This window comes from Burkholderia sp. 22313 (assembly GCF_052045245.1).
GTDB lineage: Bacteria > Pseudomonadota > Gammaproteobacteria > Burkholderiales > Burkholderiaceae > Burkholderia.
Genome location: NZ_JBQEON010000046.1, coordinates 23,772 through 46,029 on the forward strand (window position 1 = coordinate 23,772; position 22,258 = coordinate 46,029).

Consider the following 22,258-nt stretch of genomic DNA (forward strand, 5'->3'; position numbering starts at 1 on the left):
CATTCAACCTCGCCGCCTCGCCCCCCGCTCCGCAACGCCATCCGCCCATCGCGCAAAAGCAAATGGCCCGATCGGCCAACACCGATCGAGCCATTCTTCATGGAGTTGCATCTGACAGCAAGCCGCAAGCACGCATGCCTGAGGCCACGCTGTCATTTCACGTCATCACACCGCCGAAGCCCGCCGCCCCGCACTCGCCTGCGCATCCCGCCCGCGCTTGTTCAGCCACGACGCGAACAGCACGATCAGAGCAAGCACGGCGGTCGCCCCCACTTCCATCCGGTGCTCCTCGCTGACGAACATCGCGGTCAACGTGCCGCAGATGAACAGGATCACCGCCCACGTCAGCCACGGGAACAGCCACATCCGCAGCGTCAGGTCGGCGCCGCCTGCTTCGAGCGTCTTGCGCATCCGCAGCTGCGAAATCGCGATCACGAGATACACGAGCAGCGCGATCGCCCTCGACGTCGCGAGCAGGAACCCGAACACCTGCTCCGGCATCAGGTAGTTCGCGATCACGGTCACGAAGCCGAATGCGGTCGATGCCAGCACGGCCGCACGCGGCGTGCCGGTCGAATCGGTGCGGTGCAGGAACGCGGGCGCGTCCTCGCGCCTGGACAGCGAGAACAGCATCCGCGATGCGGTGTACAGCGCGGAATTCAGGCAGCTCGCGACCGATACGAGCACGATCACGTCGATGATCGCCTTCGCGTTCGGGACGCCGATCAACTCCATCGCGCGCTGATACGAGCCGTGCGTCGGCAGCAGTGGATCGTTCCACGGCACGATGGCCGCGACGACGAGGATCGAGCCGAGATAGAACAGCGTGATGCGCCAGATGACGGAATTCGTCGCGCGCACGATCTGGCGTTGCGGGTTGTCGGATTCGGCGGCTGCGATCGTCACGATCTCGGTGCCGAGGAACGAGAACATCGTCGTCAGCATCGCCGCAAGCACCGCGCCGGCACCGTTCGGCATGAAGCCCTGGTGCGCGAAGAGATTCGACACGCCCGATACGGCGGGTGCGGGCACGATGCCGACGATCGCCGCACCGCCGATGCACAGGAACACGACGATCGCGATCACCTTGATCAGCGCGAACCAGAATTCGAATTCGCCGTAGTTCTTCACCGAGAAGAGATTGGTGATCGTCAGCAGCAGCGTAATGCCGAGCGCGAAGATCCAGGTCGCGATACTCGGGAACCACGCATTGAGAATGGTCGCGGCGGCAGTCGCCTCGATCGGGATCACGAGCACCCAGAACCACCAGTACAGCCAACCGATGGTGAAGCCAGCCCAGTGGCCGATCGCGCGATCGGCATAGGTCGAGAACGAACCGCTGTCCGGATGCGCGACGGCCATCTCGCCGAGCATGCGCATCACCAGCACGACCAGCACGCCCGCGATCGCATACGCGAGGATCGAAGCCGGGCCGGCTTCCGCGATCGCGTGGCCGGAGCCGACGAACAAACCTGCGCCGATGACGCCGGCAATCGACATCATCGTCACGTGCCGCTGCTTCAGACCCGTGCCGAGGCCTGCGTTGCTTCCACTCATCTGTCTCTCTCCAAAAAACGGTTCCGGTACGACCGGTGTCGCATGAAGGCGGCGCGGGGAGTTGTCGTTGTTGAATCCGGTTGCCTGCCACGCAAACGCGGCATGTGGGCAGGAGGCCGGATCGAGCCTGTTCCGGTCGGTGCGCGACGCAGTCTGCGAAGCTGCGAGTGCGATGCGGCGCGCGAGGTGCCGGCGCATCGCGTGCGCCCTTTCCGTCGGCTGTCTGTCAGCCGCCTTCGAAGCGAAGGAGTGTAAGCATCAAACGGTTCTTCACTAAGAACCAATTGAAGAATTTCGATGGAACCACTTGTTGCATCGATGCGAACCGATGCAACAGGTGGTCCGCTTTGGCGTCTCACTGGCGCGCCGCCGAAGCGGGCGTTCGACGCGAGGCAAGGCTGCCCGGCATCGTGGCGGACGCGTCCCGTCGAAGCGGTTCGCGGGTCCGGCACACGCAGCGCCGTACGCTCAGTTCGCGCCTGCCGGCCCTTCGCCCCGCCATTTGGCCGGCACGATCGCGTGCCATTCTCGCAGAAGCAGGTTTTTGACGGCGTCGGGATGCGCGGCCGACAGGCGCACGAGCACGATCGGCCAGCCCGCATAGTGATCGGTCACGTAGTACACGTGCGGTTCCGATTCGATCAGCCACGCGCGCTCGTCGGAGCCGACGCCCTTCACGACGAGCGTGTCGCCGTCCTCGCGCAGGCGCGCGAGCAGCTTGCCCTTCACCTTGAGTGCGGGCGTGCCGTACGACGTGCCCTCCTCGACACCCCGCCAGGCCAGCGCGATCTGCCGGACTTCGTCGAATGTCACGATGCGCCTCCGTTCGTCGATGATCGACGCCCGGACACCGTAGCGGAAATCGTGGATCGCGCCTAGCCGGATGGCACGCGGCCCTGGCGCATGGCGACGCGCGTCTAGCGGCCGGCCACACGCGCCGCCACCGGCGCCCGCCCTGTCGTGGCAACGATCGCGAACGCGATGGCATTCGCGGCCGCGCTGGCCAGGATCGGTACGAGATAGCCACCGCCCGCGTCGTAGATGAAGCCGGCCGCGGCCGGCCCGATCAGCGTGCCGAACGCGACGCTCGTGTAGAGCACACCGATGATCGCGCTCACGTTGCGGCCGCCGAAGTAGTCCATCACGACGGCGGGCAGCACGGCGACCCAGCCACCGTAGAACACGCCGAACCCGAGTGCGAACGCGGCGAGCGTGACGACGGTACCGGCGCCGGCCCAGGCGACGAGCGTGACGGCCATGCCCGCGAACATCGCGAGCAGCGATGCGCGGCGGCCGAAACGATCGGCCAGGCCACCGAGGAAGAAGCGCCCTGCCGTGCTGCCGACGCCGATCGCGCCGAGCAGCAGCACGGCCGTCGACGGCGCGACGCCATGATCGAGCGCATACGGCACGAGATGCACGAACGGCACGAACACCCCGAACGAGCACACGAGGCACGCCGCGTAGAGGCTCGCGAACGGCCGCGACGTCACGGCCTCGCGCACGCCCGCGCCGGCCGGCACCGATGAGGCGCCACCGGGCAGCGCGTCGCCCGACGACTCACGCGCCGCATCGCCGTCGGGCAACAAGCCGCGCCCGCGCGGGTCGTTTTCGATCAGCAGCGACATGCCCGCGCCCACCACGACCGAGATCGCCGCGAGCGTGAGATACGCGCCGCGCCAGCCAACATGCGCGATCAGCGCGGACGCGAGCGGCGGCATCACGAGCGTGCCGACACCGATCCCGGCGACCGCGAGCCCCGACGCGAAGCCGCGCCGCCGCACGAACCAGCGCTGCACGGCACCGACGGCCGGCACATACGCGCAGCCGACGCCGAGGCCGACACCGAACCCGTACGCGACATAGACCTGCAGCAGCGTATGCGCGGCACCGGCTGCCGCGAGGCCGGCCGCCGTCAACAGCATGCCGGCGACGGCGAGCCGCCGCGAACCGAAGCGATCGGCAAGCGGGCCGCTGACGATGCCGAAGCCGAAATACAGGAAGCCGGCGAGCGAGAATACGAGCGAGATCTGCCCGCGCGACGCGGCGAACTCCCGCTGCAGCGATTCGACGAACGCGCTGAACGTATACGCGCCGCCGAATCCGACGAAGGTGACGGCGAACGCGGCCGCCACCACATACCAGCCGTAGAAGACGCGCGATGCGCGCAGGCGGTTCATGACGATGCTCCTCTCAGATTCACCGAACACCGCGCGGTGTCCGGATTGCCTCATGGATATAGTTGAACTATGTTGATCGCATCGACGGCGCGAATCCCGGCCACGGCGACACGATCCAATGCAACAACGGTACTCGCGCCTACCCATCGTCTCAAACGATATTTCGTCAGCCTTTCGCTTTAGAAAAACTCAATGATTCGCTCCCGTCTGCCCCCGCTCAACGCGTTGCGCGCATTCGAGGCGGCCGCCCGCCACCTGTCGGTGAAATCCGCGGCGGAGGAATTGTCGGTCACGCCCGGCGCGGTCAGCCAGATGATCCGCACGCTCGAAACCCACCTCGGCGTGCGGCTGTTCGAGCGCGTGAACCGCGGCATCCTGCTGACCGCCGCGGGCCGCGACTACCTGCCGCCCGTGCGCAACGCGTTCCGGCAGATCGCCGATGCGTCGCAGCGCGTGTCGGGTGCCGCCGACAGCGGCGTGCTGACGGTAAGCGTCACGCCGTTTTTCGCGTCCGCGTGGCTCGTGCCGCGCCTCGCGCAATTCCGCGACGCGTGCCCGGACGTCGATCTGCAGATCGCCGCGAGCCACGCACTCTCGGATTTCACGCGCGATGGCGTCGACGTCGCGATCCGTCACGGCCTGGGCCGTTACATCGGCCTGTGCAGCGAACGGCTGCTGACGGTGGAGATCGTCGCGCTCGCGGCGCCGTCGCTCGTCGCCCGGCTCGGCATGCCGGCCACGCCCGCCGACCTGGCCGGATGGCCGCATCTGCACGACGCCGAGCGCAAGGGCTGGCACATCTGGTTCGACGCGCAGCGAATCGACGATTTCGGCGCGCCGCGCGGCCCCGCGTTCGACGATTCCGGCCTGTTGCTGCAGGCGATCCTCGCCGGCCAGGGCGCCGGCCTGCTGCCGGCGGCGATGGTGCGCGACGAACTCGCGAGCGGCCGGCTCGTGCAGCTTGCCGACGTCGCGTGGCTCGACGATTTCGCGTACTACCTCGTCTATCCGCCGCATCATGCGGAGCGCCCGAAAGTCGCCGCGTTCCGACGGTGGATCCTCGATGCCGCGCAAGCCGACGGCGCGGCATCGATGACCGGCGCGGCATAGCGTAGCGGCACCGCCAGGCGGCGACGACGCTACGCAGCCGATCGGCTAACATGCGCGGACCGTCGGCCCGCCCTCGACGGCAGATAACGACATCCGGAGAGAGACCATGCCAACCCTGCTCCGCCGCGCGACGCGCATCGCGACCCTGTCGGCCGTGCTGTTCGCCGCGTGCGCGGCCCTGCCGCCGCCGGCGCACGCGTATCGCGCGTCGCCCGGGTACGGCAGCGAAGCCGACCTCGACCGGCATGACACCTACCGCAATCGCGACGGCGACCTCGTCCATGCACCGGCCCATTCGAAATCGGGCCGCGTGCCGGACGGCGCGAGCGCGCGCTGCCGCGACGGCACGTACAGCTTCAGCCGCCATCGGCGCGGCACCTGCTCGGGGCACGGCGGCGTCGCCGCGTGGCTGTGAGCGCGGGTCGGCCGAATGGCCTGCGCGGCGCCGGCGGCACGGTGGCGAAGTACAATACGCGCTCGCGCCGCCAACCCGCGGCGACACCGCCGCGCCGTGCGCGGCACGCTCCGTACCGAATCACCCGACGCCACGCACGCCGCAGCGCTGCGCGGCAGTCTCAACCACTTCTGACTTTCACACCAAATGGCCCAATACGTTTTCACGATGAACCGGGTCGGCAAGATCGTGCCGCCCAAGCGCCAGATCCTGAAGGACATCTCGCTGTCGTTCTTTCCCGGCGCGAAGATCGGCGTGCTCGGCCTGAACGGCTCGGGCAAGTCGACGCTGATCCGCATCATGGCGGGCGTCGACAAGGACATCGAAGGCGAAGCGACGCCGATGCCGAACCTGAACATCGGCTACCTGCCGCAGGAACCGCAACTCGACCCGACGAAGACGGTGCGTGAAGCCGTCGAGGAAGGGCTCGGCGACCTGTTCCAGGCGAACAAGAAGCTTGAAGAGATCTACGCGGCCTATGCCGAGCCGGACGCCGACTTCGACGCGCTCGCGGCCGAGCAGGCGAAATACGAAGCGATCCTCGCGTCGAGCGACGGCGGCAGCCCCGAGCAACAGCTCGAAGTGGCCGCCGACGCGCTGCGCCTGCCGGCGTGGGACGCGAAGATCGAACACCTGTCGGGCGGCGAAAAGCGCCGCGTCGCGCTGTGCAAGCTGCTGCTCGAGAAGCCGGACATGCTGCTGCTCGACGAACCGACCAACCACCTCGACGCCGAATCGGTCGACTGGCTCGAGCAGTTCCTGGTGCGCTTCCCGGGCACCGTCGTCGCCGTCACGCACGATCGCTACTTCCTCGACAACGCGGCCGAGTGGATTCTCGAACTCGACCGCGGCCACGGCATTCCGTGGAAGGGCAACTACAGCAGCTGGCTCGACCAGAAGGAAGAGCGCCTGAAGCAGGAAGAAGCGTCGGAATCGGCGCGCCAGAAGGCCATCAAGAAGGAACTGGAGTGGGTGCGCCAGAACCCGAAGGGCCGTCAGGCGAAGTCGAAGGCACGTATCGCGCGCTTCGAGGAGCTGAGCAGCCAGGAATACCAGAAGCGCAACGAAACGCAGGAAATCTTCATCCCGGTCGGCGACCGCCTCGGCAATGAAGTGATCGAGTTCAAGAACGTCAGCAAGGCGTTCGGCGACCGCCTGCTGATCGACAACCTGAACCTGAAGATCCCGGCCGGCGCGATCGTCGGCATCATCGGCCCGAACGGCGCCGGCAAGTCGACGCTGTTCCGGATGCTCACGGGCAAGGAACAGCCGGATTCGGGCGAAGTCGTGATGGGTCCGACCGTGAAGCTCGCGTACGTCGACCAGAGCCGCGACGCGCTTGACGGCACGAAGACGGTGTTCGAGGAAATCTCGGGCGGCGCCGACGTGCTGACGGTCGGCAAGTACGAGACGCCGTCGCGTGCGTACATCGGCCGCTTCAACTTCAAGGGCGGCGACCAGCAGAAGATCGTCGGCAACCTGTCCGGCGGCGAACGCGGCCGCCTGCACCTCGCGAAGACGCTGATCTCCGGCGGCAACGTGCTGCTGCTCGACGAACCGTCGAACGACCTCGACGTCGAAACGCTGCGCGCGCTGGAAGACGCGCTGCTCGAATTCGCGGGCTCGGTGATGGTGATCTCGCACGATCGCTGGTTCCTCGACCGGATCGCGACGCACATCCTCGCGTTCGAAGGCGATTCGCAGGTCACGTTCTTCGACGGCAACTACCAGGAATACGAAGCCGACAAGCGTGCGCGCCTCGGCGAGGAAGCCGCGAAGCCGAAGCGCCTGCGCTACAAGCCGATCAGCCGCTGAGCGGCGCGGCCCGGGCACCCGGCACCGCAGCAATGCGGCGCCGGATGCCGCAAGCGGCCGCATCCGGATCGGCAACCACAAGAATGCGGGTCAATGGCAGCGGGTCAATGGCCCGCTTTTTTTCGTCCGGCGATCGGCCGGCCGCCGGCTACGCGAACGCGCCCAGTTCGCGCAAGCGCGCCTCGGTCGCCGCCGCGCTCGTGTGATGGATGCCGTGCCAGCCGAGCGTCGTCGCGGCCGCCGCATTCTTCGCGTTGTCGTCGATGAACACGAGTTCGTGCGGCGCGATGCCCGGCAGGTGCGAGTCGATCCGCGCATGCATCTCGCGGTAGATCGCCGGATCGGGTTTCACGAGCTTCACGCGGCCCGACACGACGATGTCCTTGAAGCGCCGCAGCACCGGAAAGTTGTCCCACGCATACGGAAACGTCTGCGCGGACCAGTTGGTCAGCCCGAAGAGCGGCATCCCCTGCGCGTCGAGCCGATCGACGAGCGCGGCCCCTTCGTCGAGCACGCCGCCGATCATCTCGTGCCAGCGCGCGTAGAACGCACGGATCAGCGCCTCGTGCTCCGGAAACTTCGCGACGAGCTCGCTCGTCCCTTCGTCGATCGTCTGACCGCCGTCCTGGCGAACGACCCAGTCCATCGCGCACACGTGCGTGAGGAACCAGCGACGCTCGGCGTCGTCCGGAATCAGTTGCCGGTACAGGTACTCGGGGCTCCAGTCGATCAGCACGCCGCCGAAGTCGAACACCACCGCCTTGATCGTCATGCGAACTCCGTGGCAAGCACGTCGGCAAGCGGACGCGGCGTCACCGCATTGCCCGACAGCGTATTGTTTTCCCAGATGAAGTGGTGATGCGCGACGATCTGCGCGGCCGACAGGTGTGCGCGCTCGTTGGTCGTGTGCAGATCGGACACGACGGTCGTCCGGTAGCCGAGCAAGGCCGCGCGACGGGCGGCCGAATCGACGCAGAACTCGGTCGCATAGCCGCAGATCAGCACCGAACGGATGCCGTGGCCGTCGAGCTGCGCGGCGAGCGGCGTGTCGTGGAACGAATCGCTCATCGGCTTGCGGATGCGCCAGTCGGCGCGGCCGACGATCAGTTCCTCATGCAGTTCCCAGCCGGGCGTGCCGGGCACGATGTCGTCGTCCGCATCGCCGTCGTGCTGCACGAAGCACACGGGCGCGTTCGCCGCGCGCGCCGCCGCGGTCAGCCGGTTGATCCCCGACACGACGTCGTCCAGCCGGTACGCGGGCCGCGCCCGCTGCACCAGCCCGCGCTGCATGTCGATCACGATCACTGCGGTGTCTGCCACCTTTTTCATGTCTATGCGTCGCCCCAAGCTGGAAGGTATCGTGTTCTGCGAATGCCGCTCGGCTTGCAATGCATCAAATATTCTTGCAAATACCAATACTTTGAATAGACACGCGGATCCGACTCTATTATTCCGCATTGCTCTTTAGAAAGATTTTTCGCATTATCAAAACACGAAAGCCAATTATCATCACTCACAAAATGAATTTGATACGACCCCGCATGTCGAATAATTCTCCCAGTGGCGATACATTGATCGAACAAGCCCTCATTTCTCAGCTTCTCGACAACCGCCTGATGCAACAATATGCGAGGGAAAAAGGCTCTTCTGCTCTCGACATCATACGCGCTAACCAATGCAGGACTATACGTCACCTTGCCATTTTCAAAATGCTCATCGAAGGCGACCCCTCCACGTATAAGCAATCCATTCTTCAAAAAAGCAAGTTGCAATCGACGCAGCACATCCGCAAAATAAAGAAAGCCCAGCCCACCATTCAGCAGACACACGAACACAGAATCAGAAATGGCGGTGTATTTCACATCTGTTTCATTAATATCACTCAACGCGGAAAAAGAACTAGTCAATCGATCCTTTAACCGCGTCGATCGACTCAAAAGATCCTGACCAATAAGCTCCTTATAACCAAGCAGATCCAAGAACGCGTAATATCTATAATTGTTCACTCAAGAGCCCTCGCAAGCTTCTTCATCTGCCCCTCATATCGCTCAATTTTGTCAGCCCAGGGCTCAAATACCGCCCCATAAAATACCTGACCATTCATCGAAGCGTGACGAGTATCTTCTTGAGTAATATCAAAAATTGCCTTGCCGAGCAGCTGAGAAACCGGGGCCAATGGGCCGAGATTTTCTACTTGAGCCACAATCGGGTCCTTCTTTATATACGAACTTTTTGGCAAATCAAGATTATCCAAAAACCCGGCCATTAGTTGCTTCTTGATTCTATCCGACCATCTTTCGAATGACTTCTTCATCCGCCCGCGATGCATCTGAAACTGCTGACTAATTGCCCCACAAAAAACCGGTATCTGATAATCACTCTCGAGGCCATACGGCTCCATAGTTGACAAAACTAGCCGATCATGCCTAAACCAATTTTCGAGAACAACCGGTAGAGATTTTACGGCCAAGGCTGAAAAACGATCTGTCGTGACCGGAACAAAATATCCCTCACACGCCAGGAGCGACAATCTAGATATAGCCCCCGTGCTAGGCCCGAGATCGAAAACCACATGATCAAAATCGTGAAACTCAATCAAATCCCGAACCAATCGCCTAATGCAAAGATACGTGTTTTTTTGATTTATATTACTTGTAATAGCCTGCTCAACAGCCGAACTAAAATAAGCCTCACCATGCGCACCAAAATCCAAATCGCCTCGAAGCAGATATAGATTTTCGTAACGAGCATTCCTGACCAAGTCAACTTTCGAGACATCAACTCGAGACGCGTTACCCTCCAACCGCGGCTTTAATGCATCGTAAATCGAATCACCCGGTAATGTTTCCGATGCGCTATCCCAAAAACCCTCGTCCGACGCAAAGAATAATTCGGTTGCGTTAGACTGAGAATCAGCATCAATTATGAGCGTCTTCCTCCCCTTTTTGCTCAAAAAAGCCGCCAAATTAAAAACCGTCGTCGTCTTTGATACACCGCCCTTATTATTATAAAGAGCAAAAACTTTAATAGCCAAAGCGCCCTCGCCTTTTCATAAATTCTAGTCAAACTGGCTGCGTGCGTGCGTCGAGCCACGCCTTCGCATCGCCGCTGACATGCCGGCCGACGCGCTCGCGCACGGTCGCGTGATACGCGTTCAGCCACGCACGCTCTTCTTCGTGCAGCATCTCGATCAGCACGCAGCGCGTGTCGATCGGGCACAGCGTCAGCGTCTCGAACGCAAGGAAGTCGCCGAACTCGGTCTGCCCGCCCGCGCGATTCACGACCAGGTTCTCGATCCGGATGCCCCATTTGCCGGCCCGGTACACGCCTGGCTCGATCGACGTGATCATCCCCTCCTCCATCGCCGTGTATGGCTCGGCTGGCGCGTAGTGCGAGATGACCTGCGGGCCTTCGTGCACGTTGAGGAAATAACCGACGCCGTGGCCGGTGCCGTGGCCGTAGTCGAGCCCGGCCGCCCACATCGGCGCGCGCGCGATCGCATCGAGCATCGGCGAGCGGATGCCGCGCGGAAAGCGTGCGCGCGACAGCGCCATCATCGACTTCAGCACGATCGTGAAATCGCGGCGCTGCAGGTCGCTGACCGTGCCGACCGGCACGACGCGCGTGATATCGGTCGTGCCGGTCGTGTACTGGCCGCCCGAATCGACGAGCAGCAGGCCGTCGCCGGCGATCGTCGCGTGCGACTCGGGCGTCGCGCGGTAGTGCGGCATCGCGCCATTCGCGTTGAAGCCCGCGATCGTCGCGAAGCTGCGCGACACATAGCCGGGGCGTCGTGCGCGCGCGGCGGTGAGTTTCTCGTCGATTGTCAGCTCGGTGATCGTCTCGCGGTTCACCGCCTGTTCGAACCACGCGAAGAATTCGGCGAGCGCGGCGCCGTCGTGCTCCATCGTCACGCGCACGTGCTCGATTTCGGCGGACGTCTTTCGTGACTTCGCGAACGTCGACGGGTTGACGGCCTCGATCAGCTTCACGCCGGCCGGCACGGCCTCGAGCGTGCCGAACGTCACGCGGCGCGGATCGATCAGCAGCGTCGCGCCGTCGGGCAGCGCCGCGAGCGACGCGCGCGCGGCGTCGTAGGCACGGACCTCGACGCCGTCCCGCGCAAGCGCCGCGGCCAGCGCCGGCGACACCTTGCCGTCGGCGACGAACAGCGTCGCATGATCGGCGCCGATCATCGCGTGCGCGACGAATACGGGGTTGAAGTTGACGTCGGCGCCGCGCAGGTTGAACAGCCACGCGAGATCGTCGAGCGTCGACACGAAATGCCATTGCGCGCCCTGCGCGAGCATCGCGCGGCGCACGTCGGCGAGCTTGCTTGCGCGCGTCGTGTCGGCCTGAGGCGCCACGTGTTCGAACACCGCATCGCCCGGCAGCCCCGGCCGTTCCGGCCAGATCGCATCGAGCAGGTCGAGATCGGTGCGCAGCGCAATGCCGCGCGCGCTCAGCGCGGCCGTCAGCACGCGAGCCGCCGCGACGCCGAGCACGGCGCCGTCGACACCGACCGTCGCACCGGCCGGCACGTTCTGCGCGAGCCAGTCGACGTGCGGCGCGCTCTGCTGCCCGCCCGTCATCTTCATCAGCTGGACACCCGTGCCGGCGAGTTCGGCCTCGGCCTGCACCCAGTAACGGCTGTCGACCCACAGGCCCGCGAACTCCGCGGTCACGACCAGCGTGCCGACCGAGCCGGTGAAACCGGACAGCCAGCGGCGCGCCTGCCAGCGTTCGGGGAGGTACTCGGACAGGTGAGGATCGGCGGACGGCACGAGATAGGCGGCCAGGTCCTCGCGGACCATCGCGCCGCGCAGCAGCGCGAGGCGGGCCGGCACCGACGAGACTTCGGGGAGACGGGCATTCATGATTTCACCTGAGAGCTTTCAGCGACGGGCCGACAGGGCGACCGTCACGGCTACGGCGAGGAACGCGACACCGGTGCAGACCGGCCATTCGAGCGTCTCGCCGTCGTAAAACAGTCCAGAGAGGTTGCCGGCCATGCGCGCGGCGGCGGCGCCTGCGATGCCGACCAGCACCACGATCCACCATGCCGGCCGGCCCGTGCGCCGCATCGGATGCAGCCACCGGCCGAACAGCCCGACGGCCGCTCCCAGGACAAGGATTCCAAACCAGTTCATTCGACGCCTTCTATAAATTCAGATTCGTCCCATAGGCGTGAACGTTGCCAGCGGCTAGCATCGATTCATCCATCGAACCCGAGACCAGCCGGGCGCCGCGAACATTCGAGTGTAGGGGCCGACTCGAGGTTATGGCAAGCGCGCACCGGCAGCCGTATTGAAGAAATTCTCATGCGAATCGCTCTGATCGATCCGGAGGCGCGTCATGCCGCGCTCCTGAACCACCTGCTCTTCGCCGGCGGTCATGTGTGCCACGCGTTTCCGTCCAGTGCGGCGTTCTTCGAGTGGCTCGCCACCGATACCTGCGACATGCTGATCATCGGCAGCTGGGCCGGCGACCAGCCGGCCGAGGAAGTCATTCCGCGCGCGCAGGCAATCCTGCCCGGGTTGCCGGCCATCGCCGTGATGCAACTGCCGCGCGAAAGCGAAGTCGTGTCGTGCCTGCACGCGGGTGCCGACGATTGCCTCGTGCGCCCGGTGAGCGGGCCCGAACTGCTCGCACGGGTCAATGCACTGAGCCGCCGCGCCGGCGTCCGGCGGCCCCCGACTCGCTCGCGCGAAATGTATGGAGAATACGCATTCGACGCGACCCACAGCCTCGTGCGCTTCGGCGACGCGATCGTCGCGCTCACGCCGAAGGAATTCCGCTTCGCGCAGCTGCTGTTCGCGAACCTGTCCCGGCCCGTGTCCCGCGCGCATATCCTCGAAACGGTCTGGGCCCGCCGCCGCGACATGAAGTCGCGCACGCTCGACACCCATGCGTCCCGGCTGCGCAGCAAGCTGCTGCTGCTCCCGGAGCGCGGCTACCGGCTCCTGCCGCTCTACGGCTACGGCTATCAGCTCGACCGCGTGCCGATCGAGCCCCCAAATTCGAGGCCACGCCACGCTGATGCCCGGTATGCCGCGAGTGAGGAAATCGCTGAAACGCTATAATATGGGGCTAAACGATAGCCCTCGATATGCAACTCCTCACGATCGGAATCAACCACCACACTGCGCCTGTCGCCCTGCGCGAACGCGTGGCGTTTCCGCTCGAGCAAATCAAGCCGGCTCTCGTCACCTTCAAGAATGTGTTCCTCGGCCCCCAGGCACCCAATGCGCCCGAAGCGGCCATCCTGTCGACCTGCAACCGCACCGAGCTCTATTGCGCGACCGACGATCGGGCCGCGCGCGAAGGCGCGCTTCGCTGGTTGTCGGAGTACCACCGGATTCCGGTCGACGAACTCGCACCGCACGTCTACGCGCTGCCTCAGTCGGAAGCGGTTAGGCACGCATTCCGCGTCGCGTCGGGCCTCGATTCGATGGTGCTCGGCGAAACCCAGATTCTGGGCCAGATGAAGGACGCGGTGCGCACCGCGACGGAAGCCGGCGCGCTCGGCACCTATCTGAACCAGCTGTTCCAGCGCACGTTCGCCGTCGCGAAGGAAGTGCGCGGCACCACCGAGATCGGCACGCAGTCGGTGTCGATGGCCGCCGCCGCGGTCCGCCTCGCGCAGCGCATCTTCGAAAGGGTGTCGGATCAGCGCGTGCTGTTCATCGGCGCCGGCGAGATGATCGAGCTGTGCGCAACGCACTTCGCCGCGCAGAGCCCGCGCGAGCTGGTCATCGCGAATCGCACGGCCGAGCGCGGCCAGCGGCTCGCCGAACGCTTCAATGGCCGCGCGATGCCGCTATCGGACCTGCCGGCCCGCATGCACGAATTCGACATCATCGTGTCGTGCACGGCGTCGACGCTGCCGATCATCGGCCTCGGCGCGGTCGAGCGCGCGGTGAAGGCGCGCCGCCATCGGCCGATCTTCATGGTCGACCTCGCGGTGCCGCGCGACATCGAGCCCGAAGTCGGCAAGCTGAAGGACGTGTTCCTCTACACCGTCGACGATCTCGGCGCGATCGTGCGCGAAGGCAACGCGTCGCGCCAGGCCGCGGTCGCGCAGGCCGAAACGATCATCGAGACGCGCGTGCAGAATTTCATGCAATGGCTCGACACGCGCAGCGTCGTGCCGGTGATCCGTCACATGCATACGCAGGCCGACGCGCTGCGCCGCGCGGAAGTCGAGAAGGCACAAAGGCTGCTCGCACGCGGTGACGATCCGGCCGCCGTTCTCGAAGCGCTGTCGCAGGCGCTCACCAACAAGCTGATCCACGGCCCGACGAGCGCGCTCAACCGCGTGAACGGCGCCGATCGCGATTCGCTGATCGACCTGATGCGCGGCTTCTATCAGCACGCGCCGCGCTCGAACGACCCGTCCGGCCACTAGCGCCGGCCGATTGCCCTGCCGCCGGCCCGTTGTCGCCTGCCGCCGGCCTATTCTTTCCGAATACCCTTTGCCCGGGAGCGCCGCTCCACACCATGAAGACGAGCATGCAACGCAAGCTCGACCAGCTGTCCACCCGGCTGGCCGAACTGAACGACCTGCTGAGCCGCGAAAACGTCACGGCCGACCTCGACCAGTACCGCAAGCTGACGCGCGAACACGCGGAACTCGGCCCGGTCGTCGAGCAGTACGCGCTGTGGCGCCAGGCGCGCAACGACGAAACGGCCGCGCAGGAACTGCTCGCCGATGCGTCGATGCGCGATTTCGCCGAAGACGAGATCCGCAGCGCGCGCGAACGCATGGGCCGCCTCGAAGGCGAATTGCAGAAGATGCTGCTGCCGAAGGATCCGAACGACGACCGCAACATCTTCCTCGAAATCCGCGCGGGCACTGGCGGCGACGAATCGGCGCTGTTTGCCGGCGACCTGCTGCGCATGTACCTGCGCTTCGCGGAACGTCAGCGCTGGCAGGTCGAGATGATGTCGGAAAGCGCATCGGATCTCGGCGGCTACAAGGAAGTGATCGTACGGATCGCGGGCCAGGGCGCGTACTCGCGCCTGAAATTCGAATCGGGTGGCCATCGCGTGCAGCGCGTGCCGGCGACCGAGACGCAGGGGCGCATCCACACGTCCGCGTGCACGGTCGCGGTGATGCCGGAAGCCGACGAGATCGGCGAGGTCGAGATCAATCCGGCCGACCTGCGGATCGACACGTTCCGCGCGTCCGGCGCGGGCGGCCAGCACATCAACAAGACCGATTCGGCGGTGCGCGTCACGCACATCCCGACCGGGATCGTCGTCGAGTGCCAGGACGACCGCTCGCAGCACAAGAACAAGGATCGCGCGCTGAAGGTGCTCGCCGCGCGCATCAAGGACAAGCAGTATCACGAACAGCACGCGAAGGAAGCGGCGACGCGCAAGAGCCTGATCGGCTCGGGCGACCGCTCGGAACGGATTCGCACGTACAACTTCCCGCAGGGCCGGATGACCGACCACCGGATCAACCTGACGCTCTACCGGCTTGAGGCGCTGATGGACGGCGATCTCGACGAGCTGATCGGCGCGCTCGTGACCGAGCATCAGGCCGAGCTGCTCGCGTCGCTCGGCGACACCGACTGAGGCCGCGATGCCCGACACCACCGCCGACGAACTGCTGCGCGCGTCGCCACTCGACACGGTCGACGCCCGCGTGCTGCTCGCGTACGCGCTCGGCTGGACCCGCACCCAGTTGATCACGCGCGGCGACACCCCGCTCGAGCCGGCCGCGATCGCACGCTACCGCGCGCTCGAAGCACGCCGCGCGGCCGGCGAACCGGTCGCGCAACTCGTCGGGATGCGCGAATTCTTCGGCCGGCCGTTCGACGTGACGCCCGACGTGCTGATCCCGCGCCCCGAAACCGAACTGCTCGTCGAAGCCGCGCTCGACGCGATCGACGGGCGGCCGCATCCGGCCGTGCTGGATCTCGGCACCGGCAGCGGCGCGATCGCCGTGTCGATCGCCGCCGAACGGCCCGATGCCCGGGTATGGGCGCTCGACCGTTCGCCGGCCGCGCTCGACGTCGCGCAGCGCAATGCTCACAAACTACTCGACGCACGTCGCCCCGGCGGCCCGCTGCACTGGCTGCAGAGCGACTGGTACGCCGCGCTCGATCCGGTGCTCGCGTTCGACACGATCGTCAGCAACCCGCCGTACATCGCGCGGCACGATCCGCACCTCGCCCAGGGCGACCTGCGTTTCGAGCCGCGCGGTGCGCTCACCGACGATGCCGACGGCCTCAGCGCGATCCGCACGATCGTCGCGGGCGCCGGCGCCTATCTGAAACCGGGCGGCACGCTCTGGATCGAGCACGGCTACGACCAGGCCGAAGCCGTCCGCGCATTGCTCGCCGCACGCGGCTTCGTCGCGATCGAATCGCTCGCCGATCTCGCCGCGATCGAACGCACGACGGGCGGCCGCGTACCCGGCTGATGGCCGGCCCGCACGGTTGAAATCCGCTATCATTTCGTTCTAACGCCCCGCAAACGCAAGGTCAGACATGGACACCCAACAACGTATCAAGCAAATCGTCGACGAAAACCAGGTCGTGCTCTTCATGAAGGGCAACGCGCAATTCCCGATGTGCGGCTTCTCGGGCCGCGCCGTGCAGGTGCTGAAAGCCTGCGGCGTCGACCAGTTCAAGACGGTCAACGTGCTCGAGGACGACGAAATCCGTCAGGGCATCAAGGCATTCTCGAACTGGCCGACCATTCCGCAGCTGTACGTGAAGGGTGAATTCATCGGCGGGTCGGACATCATGATGGAGATGTACCAGTCGGGCGAACTGCAGCAACTGTTCGCCGCCGCGTAACGCCGTTTCCCGATGGCATCTCCCAGCGCGCCGCCACGCCGGCTGATCGTCGCGATCACCGGTGCCACCGGCGCGGTCTACGGTGTGCGGCTGCTCGAACTGCTGCGCGCCGCCGGCGGCGTCGAAACGCATCTGCTGGTTTCGAACGCCGGCTGGCTCAATATCCAGCATGAACTCAAGCTGTCGAAGGCCGAGGTCGAAAACCGGGCGGATGTCGTGCATTCGGTGCGCGATGTCGGCGCGACGATCGCGTCCGGTTCGTTCGCGACCGACGGGATGGTGATCGCACCGTGCTCGATGAAGACGCTCGCGAGCGTCGCGCACGGGCTGTCGGACAACCTGATCACGCGCGCGGCCGACGTCACGCTGAAGGAACGCCGGCGTCTCGTGCTGATGGTGCGCGAAACGCCGTTCAATCTCGCACATCTGCGCAACATGACCGCCGTGACCGAAATGGGCGGCATCGTGTTTCCGCCGCTGCCCGCGTTCTACGCAATGCCGAAGACAATCGAGGAACTGGTCGACCAGACCGTCACGCGCGTGCTCGACCTGTTCGCGCTCAGCGCGCCGATGACGACGCCATGGGCCGGCATCCGGCCGGCGCAGTAAGTCGCCCGACTCGACTCGGCGCACCGCCCCGTTCTTCACGCATCTTCGTCGATTCAGCCGCCTGCCGGCTCGATCTGGCGACTTCAAGCCCAGTGGCGCCTCACGCCTGGAATCGGCCTAATTATCAACAGGCGCGATTCAATCAAATTCCATCAGGCCGATTTATCAATGTGCGGTGTGCGCCTATAGTCTTATCCAATCCCCTTTTTGCAGGCTCCCCACCATGAACCGCTTGCCCTCGCTGTACCTGTCCCACGGCGCACCGACCCTGCCGATCGACCCGACGCTGCCGTCCGGCGCGTTCACGCACCTCGGCGCCGAATTGCCGCGCCCGCGCGCGGTGCTGATGCTGTCCGCGCATTGGGGCACGCAGCGGCCGGTCGCGAGCGTGGCCGCGCAGCCGGAAACGATCCACGACTTCCACGGCTTCCCGCAGGCGTTGTACGACATCCGCTATCCGGCGCCGGGCGCGCCCGATGTCGCCGAGCGGGCGGCCGCGCTGCTGAACGCGGCCGGCATCGCCACCGCGACGACCGAGCATGGTCTCGACCATGGCGCGTGGGTACCGATGCTGCTGATGTTCCCGGAGGCTGACGTGCCGGTCGCGCAGTTGTCGATCCAGCCGCGCGCGGACGCCGCCCATCACTTCGCGCTGGGCCGCGCGCTGCGGCCGCTGCGCGACGAGGGCGTGATGGTGATCGGCTCCGGCCAGATCACGCACAACCTGCGCGCGGCCGATTTCGGCGCGGCGCCCGAAGATGCGGATCCGCGCGTCGCGGAATTCACCGACTGGTTCGAGGCGAAGCTCGCCGCGCGCGACGTCGACGCACTGCTCGACTATCGCCACCAGGCGCCGCACGCGGCGCTGATGCATCCGACCGACGAACACCTGCTGCCGGTGTTCACCGCGCTCGGCGCGGCCGACGACGACTATCGGCTCGGCATCCAGTCGCTCGGCACGTATCAACGCGTGCTCGCGATGACGAACTACGTGTTCGCGAGCGCGGCCGCCTGAATCGCGCGCCTGGCCAGGGACGGCCCCACCAACAAAAAACCCGCCCGAGCATCGCTCGGGCGGGTTTTTTTAACGCTTCCTGCCGCAGCCGATCCCGGCGGCAGGTCAGGCGTCAGACACCGACCCCTTCGAGGATCTCGTCGTGCGACTCGCGCTCGTCGAGATACTTGGTCCGGTAGCCCGTGTTCACGCCCCAGAAGTAGAACACCAGCGCGATCGCCGCGACGACCAGCATGTCCCAGCCGTACGGCAGCACGCCGTGACCGCCGAATTCCTTGCTGCCGATCAGCGACAGGATGGCCATCGTCGGCAGGTACGCGACCAGCCACCATGCGGCCTTCAGGTCGGCGCCCCAGCCGGTCCAGCCGGCCTTGGCCTGGAAGAAGAAGTACACCGGCAGCGCGACGATCATCAGCAGGATGATCTCGCCCGTCAGCGGCCACTTCGCCCAGTACAGGATCAGCGACGCGCAGACGAACGCGAACGGTGCAATCAGCTTCATGAACGGGATCGACAACGGACGCTCGATGTCGGTCGCCGCGCGGCGCAGCGCCATCAGGCTGATCGGGCCGGTCAGGTACGAGATCACCGTCGCGACCGAGATCACCGCCGCGAGCGAACTCCAGCCGCGGAAGAAGAACAGGAACACGAACGACACGAGCAGGTTGAACCACATCGCCTGACGCGGCACGCCGTAGATCGGGTGCACGTTGCCGAACATCTTCGGCATCGTGTTGTTGCGCTCCATCGCGTAGATCATGCGGGTGGTCGTCGCCATGTAGGTCGTACCGGTGCCGCTCGGGCTGATGAACGCGTCGACGTACAGCAGGATCGCGAGCCAGTTCAGGTTCAGTGCGATCGCCAGTTCGGCGAACGGCGACTTGAAGTTGAAGTGCGACCAGCCTTGTGCGACGTCGAGCGGATTCACCGAGCCGATGTACGCCATCTGCAGCAGCACGTAGATCACGAGTGCGAGCAGGATCGACGTGATCACCGCGAACGGCACGCTGCGCGACGGATTGCGCGCTTCACCGGCCAGGTTCACCGGGCTCTGGAAGCCGTTGAACGCGAACACGATGCCGCTCGTCGCGACCGCGGTCAGCACGGCCGACCAGCCGTACGGCGCGAAGCTCGCGTTCGACGCGACGCCGAGGTTCTCCGAGTGGAAGCTCGTCAGCATCAGGCCGAGGATCGTGAGGCCGGGGATCAGGAACTTGAAGATCGTGATCGCGGTGTTCGCACGCGCGAAGGCCTTGACGCCCCAGTAGTTCAGCATGAAGTAGATGACGACCAGCACCGCCGACAGCAGCAGGCCGAGGGTCTGCAACTCGCCGTTCACGAACAACGCGTGCGCCCACGGATACGGCCACGTGCTCATGTACTGGATCGACGCTTCCGCTTCGATCGGAATCACCGACACGATCGCGATCCAGTTCGCCCAAGCGCTGATGAAGCCCACCAGCGAACCGTGCGAGTAGCGTGCATAGCGCACCATGCCGCCGGACTCGGGGAACATCGCACCCAGTTCCGCATACGTCAGCGCAATCGCGAGAATCACGACCGCACCGATGATCCATGCACAAATCGCTGCCGGACCGGCGATCTTCGCGGCCTTCCAGGCGCCGAACAGCCAGCCCGAGCCGATAATCGAACCCAGCCCCGTCAGCATCAATGCAAACGGGCCGATGTTCCGTTGAATAGAACTCTTCACATCCTCTCCTGTGTCTCAAAAAGCATGGTCGGCCGCCTGTCCGGGATCGGCTCGGACAGCACCGCGCATGCAATTTTGGGGGAACGGCGCACCCGATCAGGGCAACCCGTCCACGCGGCGCGTAGTTTAACGGTTGCACCTGGAAGTTGGCGCCAAAATCGTTCGGCCCCTACAAAAAATTCGCGCGGTTTGCAAGCTTTGTAAACCTGAACTCCGCAATAACCCTGAGTGAATGGAAATCCGGTTGACCGCGGGACCGATAAGCCGTATAAACAACGGTGCAGGATTTCAAGCGGCGAGTGAATTGGTTCTTTCGTAGTTCGCCCATCAACGGTACTCCGGTTGGTCCTATTACCCCCTTCCTTGATTTTCCGCACCCATGGGCCTCGGCCCCGTTTTATCTTTTTAGGAACAAGTAACATGGCAACCGGTACCGTCAAGTGGTTCAATGACGCAAAGGGCTTCGGCTTCATCACCCCGGAAGGCGGCGGCGACGATCTGTTCGCGCACTTCTCGGAAATCCGCGTCGAAGGCTTCAAGACGCTGCAAGAAAACCAGAAGGTTGAATTCGAAGTGAAGACGGGCCCGAAGGGTCTGCAAGCTGCGAACATCCGTCCGGTCTAAGTTCGGCGCGATTATTCGTGTAAAAAAGCCCCGCTTCGGCGGGGCTTTTTTGTTTTCCGTGACCCGTCCTAGAATAGGTTGACACTTTTTCGCCGAAGCGAAGAGGTGCCAAGTGGAGCAAGGGAACAAGCGGACGCAGCGGGACTACAGCCTGGCTTTTAAACTGTCGGTGGTGGCGCAGGTCGAAAAAGGCGAACTGACGTACAAAGAGGCGCAGCAGCGCTACGGCATCCAGGGACGCTCGACCGTACTGGTATGGTTACGTAAGCACGGCTTGCAGGATTGGGCCGATCCATCCGGCCGTGCGCGATCGGGTTGCACCATGCCAAAGCCAGACTCAAAGCCACTCACACCGGAGCAGCGCATCAAGGAGTTGGAGACGCAGTTGCGCGAGGCGCAGGAGAAAGCGGCGCTGTTCGAGGCCGTGCTCGACGTGATGCGCAAGGACTACGGGATCACCGTAAAAAAGCCTTCGGGCAGGTCGTTGCGCAAAAGCGGATCGAAAAGCTGAGCGTCGAGCGAGCCTGCCGCTACATGGGCATCAGTCGCCAAGCGTATTACAAGCGATGTCGCAGCGAGGCGCGCCGCTGCTCGCAAGCCGAGACCGTGACGGCATTGGTGCGCGACGTGCGACTGCGCCAGCCTAGGCTTGGGGCACGCAAACTGCATCACCTGCTTGGGCCGGCGTTGGTCGAGCGCGGCATCAAGCTGGGGCGAGATGGGCTGTTCGATGTGCTGCGCGCCGCGCGACTGCTGGTCGTGCCGCATCGGGCGTATCACAAGACAACGCAAAGCCACCATCACTTCCGGCGCCATCCGAATCTACTGAAACCCGGGCCGGATCAAATCGTGCCGAGCGGCCCCGAGCAGGTGTGGGTAGCCGACATCACGTACCTACCCACAGCGGGTCGGTTTGTGTATCTGAGCCTGGTCACGGATGCGTACTCGCGCAAGATCGTTGGACATCACGTTCACGACAGCCTGCAGACCGAACAGGTTAGCCAGGCGTTGAAGAAGGCGTTGCGCAGGCGCCAGAGCCGCCAGCCATTGATCCATCACTCCGATCGCGGGGTGCAGTACTGCTCGACCTACTATCAGGACATCCACCGGCGCCACGGCCTGCGCTGCTCGATGACGGACGGCTACGACTGCTATCAGAACGCGCTGGCCGAGCGAATCAACGGCATCCTTAAGGGCGAGTTCTTGTTGCAACGTCCCGCCGACCTTGCTCAGGCCGTCAAGATGGTCGAGCAGTCAGTGCGCATCTACAACCAGGAGCGGCCACATGCCGCCCTGAAATACAAAACGCCCGATGCGGTGCATCGGGCGTTTTAGCGCTTGGATACTGTCAACCTATTCCAGGACTTGACA

22 protein-coding genes are annotated in these 22,258 nt (G+C 64.7%); 12 read left to right on the forward strand and 10 right to left on the reverse strand.

Features of this window, described 5'->3' with window-relative positions:
• Window positions 1–165 precede the first annotated feature (165 nt).
• The 3 genes from gabP to ACTJKF_RS28275 form a co-directional block, all read right to left on the reverse strand.
• Window positions 166–1,557, reverse strand: coding sequence for a GABA permease (gabP, locus tag ACTJKF_RS28265; RefSeq protein ID WP_440628080.1), 1,392 nt, complete (start codon window positions 1,555–1,557; stop codon window positions 166–168).
• 468 nt (window positions 1,558–2,025) lie between these two features.
• The gene (locus ACTJKF_RS28270) at window positions 2,026–2,370 is read right to left on the reverse strand and encodes an MmcQ/YjbR family DNA-binding protein (protein WP_440628082.1); all 345 of its coding nucleotides are present in this window, start codon (window positions 2,368–2,370) and stop codon (window positions 2,026–2,028) included.
• Between the two features lie 104 nt (window positions 2,371–2,474).
• Window positions 2,475–3,737: an MFS transporter gene (locus ACTJKF_RS28275; protein WP_440628084.1), complete on the reverse strand. Its 1,263-nt coding sequence runs from the start codon at window positions 3,735–3,737 to the stop codon at window positions 2,475–2,477.
• 192 nt (window positions 3,738–3,929) lie between these two features.
• On the opposite strand from ACTJKF_RS28275, the gene gcvA reads away from it, so the two are divergent.
• The 3 genes from gcvA (at window position 3,930) to ettA (ending at window position 7,116) form a co-directional block, all read left to right on the forward strand.
• A complete protein-coding gene (gcvA, locus tag ACTJKF_RS28280; RefSeq protein WP_440628086.1) occupies window positions 3,930–4,847 on the forward strand; it encodes a transcriptional regulator GcvA in 918 nt (305 codons plus the stop codon).
• Between the two features lie 106 nt (window positions 4,848–4,953).
• The gene (locus ACTJKF_RS28285; RefSeq protein ID WP_440628088.1) at window positions 4,954–5,262 is read left to right on the forward strand and encodes a DUF3761 domain-containing protein; all 309 of its coding nucleotides are present in this window, start codon (window positions 4,954–4,956) and stop codon (window positions 5,260–5,262) included.
• Window positions 5,263–5,448: 186 nt separating this feature from the next.
• Window positions 5,449–7,116, forward strand: coding sequence for an energy-dependent translational throttle protein EttA (gene ettA / locus ACTJKF_RS28290; protein ID WP_098549884.1), 1,668 nt, complete (start codon window positions 5,449–5,451; stop codon window positions 7,114–7,116).
• Between the two features lie 148 nt (window positions 7,117–7,264).
• On the opposite strand, the gene ACTJKF_RS28295 is transcribed toward ettA, so the two are convergent.
• Genes ACTJKF_RS28295 through ACTJKF_RS28320 form a run of 6 tightly spaced genes read right to left on the reverse strand, consistent with a single transcriptional unit; the run spans window position 7,265 to window position 12,266 of the window.
• On the reverse strand, window positions 7,265–7,888 hold the full coding sequence (locus ACTJKF_RS28295) for an HAD family hydrolase (protein ID WP_440628090.1): 624 nt from the start codon (window positions 7,886–7,888) through the stop codon (window positions 7,265–7,267).
• On the reverse strand, window positions 7,885–8,436 hold the full coding sequence (locus ACTJKF_RS28300; RefSeq protein WP_440628111.1) for a cysteine hydrolase family protein: 552 nt from the start codon (window positions 8,434–8,436) through the stop codon (window positions 7,885–7,887). Before ACTJKF_RS28300 ends, ACTJKF_RS28295 begins: the two co-directional genes overlap by 4 nt.
• Window positions 8,437–8,447: 11 nt before the next feature.
• Window positions 8,448–9,095, reverse strand: a complete 648-nt coding sequence (locus tag ACTJKF_RS28305) for a hypothetical protein (RefSeq protein WP_440628092.1) — start codon at window positions 9,093–9,095, stop codon at window positions 8,448–8,450.
• 23 nt (window positions 9,096–9,118) lie between these two features.
• Window positions 9,119–10,150 carry a ParA family protein gene (locus ACTJKF_RS28310; protein WP_440628094.1) on the reverse strand — a complete coding sequence of 344 codons (1,032 nt, stop codon included), beginning with the start codon at window positions 10,148–10,150 and terminating at the stop codon, window positions 9,119–9,121.
• Between the two features lie 28 nt (window positions 10,151–10,178).
• Window positions 10,179–11,993 (reverse strand): aminopeptidase P family protein, encoded by a 1,815-nt coding sequence (locus tag ACTJKF_RS28315; protein WP_440628096.1) that lies wholly within the window; start codon window positions 11,991–11,993, stop codon window positions 10,179–10,181.
• Window positions 11,994–12,011: 18 nt separating this feature from the next.
• Complete coding sequence (locus ACTJKF_RS28320) at window positions 12,012–12,266, reverse strand: hypothetical protein (protein WP_006759431.1); 255 nt, start codon at window positions 12,264–12,266, stop codon at window positions 12,012–12,014.
• A gap of 171 nt (window positions 12,267–12,437) precedes the next feature.
• Here ACTJKF_RS28320 and ACTJKF_RS28325 point away from each other — a divergent pair, with 171 nt between their 5' ends.
• From ACTJKF_RS28325 to ACTJKF_RS28355, 7 genes are all read left to right on the forward strand, one after another.
• Window positions 12,438–13,199: a response regulator transcription factor gene (locus tag ACTJKF_RS28325; RefSeq protein ID WP_440628099.1), complete on the forward strand. Its 762-nt coding sequence runs from the start codon at window positions 12,438–12,440 to the stop codon at window positions 13,197–13,199.
• Between the two features lie 26 nt (window positions 13,200–13,225).
• A complete protein-coding gene (gene hemA, locus ACTJKF_RS28330) occupies window positions 13,226–14,524 on the forward strand; it encodes a glutamyl-tRNA reductase (protein WP_440628101.1) in 1,299 nt (432 codons plus the stop codon).
• 92 nt (window positions 14,525–14,616) lie between these two features.
• The gene (gene prfA / locus ACTJKF_RS28335) at window positions 14,617–15,699 is read left to right on the forward strand and encodes a peptide chain release factor 1 (RefSeq protein ID WP_440628103.1); all 1,083 of its coding nucleotides are present in this window, start codon (window positions 14,617–14,619) and stop codon (window positions 15,697–15,699) included.
• Between the two features lie 7 nt (window positions 15,700–15,706).
• A complete protein-coding gene (prmC, locus tag ACTJKF_RS28340) occupies window positions 15,707–16,549 on the forward strand; it encodes a peptide chain release factor N(5)-glutamine methyltransferase (RefSeq protein WP_440628104.1) in 843 nt (280 codons plus the stop codon).
• A 67-nt stretch (window positions 16,550–16,616) separates the two neighbouring features.
• Entirely contained in the window at window positions 16,617–16,928 is a 312-nt protein-coding gene (grxD, locus tag ACTJKF_RS28345) for a Grx4 family monothiol glutaredoxin (RefSeq protein ID WP_006477066.1), read from the forward strand.
• 12 nt (window positions 16,929–16,940) lie between these two features.
• Window positions 16,941–17,537: a UbiX family flavin prenyltransferase gene (locus tag ACTJKF_RS28350; RefSeq protein ID WP_440628106.1), complete on the forward strand. Its 597-nt coding sequence runs from the start codon at window positions 16,941–16,943 to the stop codon at window positions 17,535–17,537.
• A 223-nt stretch (window positions 17,538–17,760) separates the two neighbouring features.
• On the forward strand, window positions 17,761–18,552 hold the full coding sequence (locus ACTJKF_RS28355) for a DODA-type extradiol aromatic ring-opening family dioxygenase (RefSeq protein WP_440628108.1): 792 nt from the start codon (window positions 17,761–17,763) through the stop codon (window positions 18,550–18,552).
• A 112-nt stretch (window positions 18,553–18,664) separates the two neighbouring features.
• On the opposite strand, the gene ACTJKF_RS28360 is transcribed toward ACTJKF_RS28355, so the two are convergent.
• Window positions 18,665–20,263: an APC family permease gene (locus ACTJKF_RS28360; RefSeq protein WP_440628110.1), complete on the reverse strand. Its 1,599-nt coding sequence runs from the start codon at window positions 20,261–20,263 to the stop codon at window positions 18,665–18,667.
• Window positions 20,264–20,683: 420 nt separating this feature from the next.
• Between ACTJKF_RS28360 and ACTJKF_RS28365 the strand changes: the two genes are divergently transcribed.
• Both ACTJKF_RS28365 and ACTJKF_RS28370 read left to right on the forward strand, forming a co-directional pair.
• Complete coding sequence (locus ACTJKF_RS28365; protein WP_006477070.1) at window positions 20,684–20,887, forward strand: cold-shock protein; 204 nt, start codon at window positions 20,684–20,686, stop codon at window positions 20,885–20,887.
• Between the two features lie 112 nt (window positions 20,888–20,999).
• Window positions 21,000–22,222, forward strand: a protein-coding gene (locus ACTJKF_RS28370; protein ID WP_440623306.1) for an IS3 family transposase whose coding sequence is annotated in 2 segments (ribosomal slippage) — window positions 21,000–21,365 and window positions 21,368–22,222 — 1,221 coding nt in all. Because the reading frame shifts where the segments join, the coding sequence is not laid out codon by codon here.
• Window positions 22,223–22,258: the final 36 nt, after the last annotated feature.

Excerpts from the sequence above, each read along its gene's own strand:
- gabP (WP_440628080.1), bottom strand. The coding sequence starts at position 1,557 with ATGAGTGGAAGCAACGCAGGCCTCGGCACGGGTCTGAAGCAGCGGCAC.
- ACTJKF_RS28275 (WP_440628084.1), bottom strand. The coding sequence starts at position 3,737 with ATGAACCGCCTGCGCGCATCGCGCGTCTTCTACGGCTGGTATGTGGTG.
- gcvA (WP_440628086.1), top strand. The coding sequence starts at position 3,930 with ATGATTCGCTCCCGTCTGCCCCCGCTCAACGCGTTGCGCGCATTCGAG.
- ACTJKF_RS28285 (WP_440628088.1), top strand. The coding sequence starts at position 4,954 with ATGCCAACCCTGCTCCGCCGCGCGACGCGCATCGCGACCCTGTCGGCC.
- ettA (WP_098549884.1), top strand. The coding sequence starts at position 5,449 with ATGGCCCAATACGTTTTCACGATGAACCGGGTCGGCAAGATCGTGCCG.
- ACTJKF_RS28295 (WP_440628090.1), bottom strand. The coding sequence starts at position 7,888 with ATGACGATCAAGGCGGTGGTGTTCGACTTCGGCGGCGTGCTGATCGAC.
- ACTJKF_RS28315 (WP_440628096.1), bottom strand. The coding sequence starts at position 11,993 with ATGAATGCCCGTCTCCCCGAAGTCTCGTCGGTGCCGGCCCGCCTCGCG.
- ACTJKF_RS28320 (WP_006759431.1), bottom strand. The coding sequence starts at position 12,266 with ATGAACTGGTTTGGAATCCTTGTCCTGGGAGCGGCCGTCGGGCTGTTC.
- ACTJKF_RS28325 (WP_440628099.1), top strand. The coding sequence starts at position 12,438 with ATGCGAATCGCTCTGATCGATCCGGAGGCGCGTCATGCCGCGCTCCTG.
- hemA (WP_440628101.1), top strand. The coding sequence starts at position 13,226 with ATGCAACTCCTCACGATCGGAATCAACCACCACACTGCGCCTGTCGCC.
- prfA (WP_440628103.1), top strand. The coding sequence starts at position 14,617 with ATGAAGACGAGCATGCAACGCAAGCTCGACCAGCTGTCCACCCGGCTG.
- prmC (WP_440628104.1), top strand. The coding sequence starts at position 15,707 with ATGCCCGACACCACCGCCGACGAACTGCTGCGCGCGTCGCCACTCGAC.
- grxD (WP_006477066.1), top strand. The coding sequence starts at position 16,617 with ATGGACACCCAACAACGTATCAAGCAAATCGTCGACGAAAACCAGGTC.
- ACTJKF_RS28350 (WP_440628106.1), top strand. The coding sequence starts at position 16,941 with ATGGCATCTCCCAGCGCGCCGCCACGCCGGCTGATCGTCGCGATCACC.
- ACTJKF_RS28355 (WP_440628108.1), top strand. The coding sequence starts at position 17,761 with ATGAACCGCTTGCCCTCGCTGTACCTGTCCCACGGCGCACCGACCCTG.
- ACTJKF_RS28365 (WP_006477070.1), top strand. The coding sequence starts at position 20,684 with ATGGCAACCGGTACCGTCAAGTGGTTCAATGACGCAAAGGGCTTCGGC.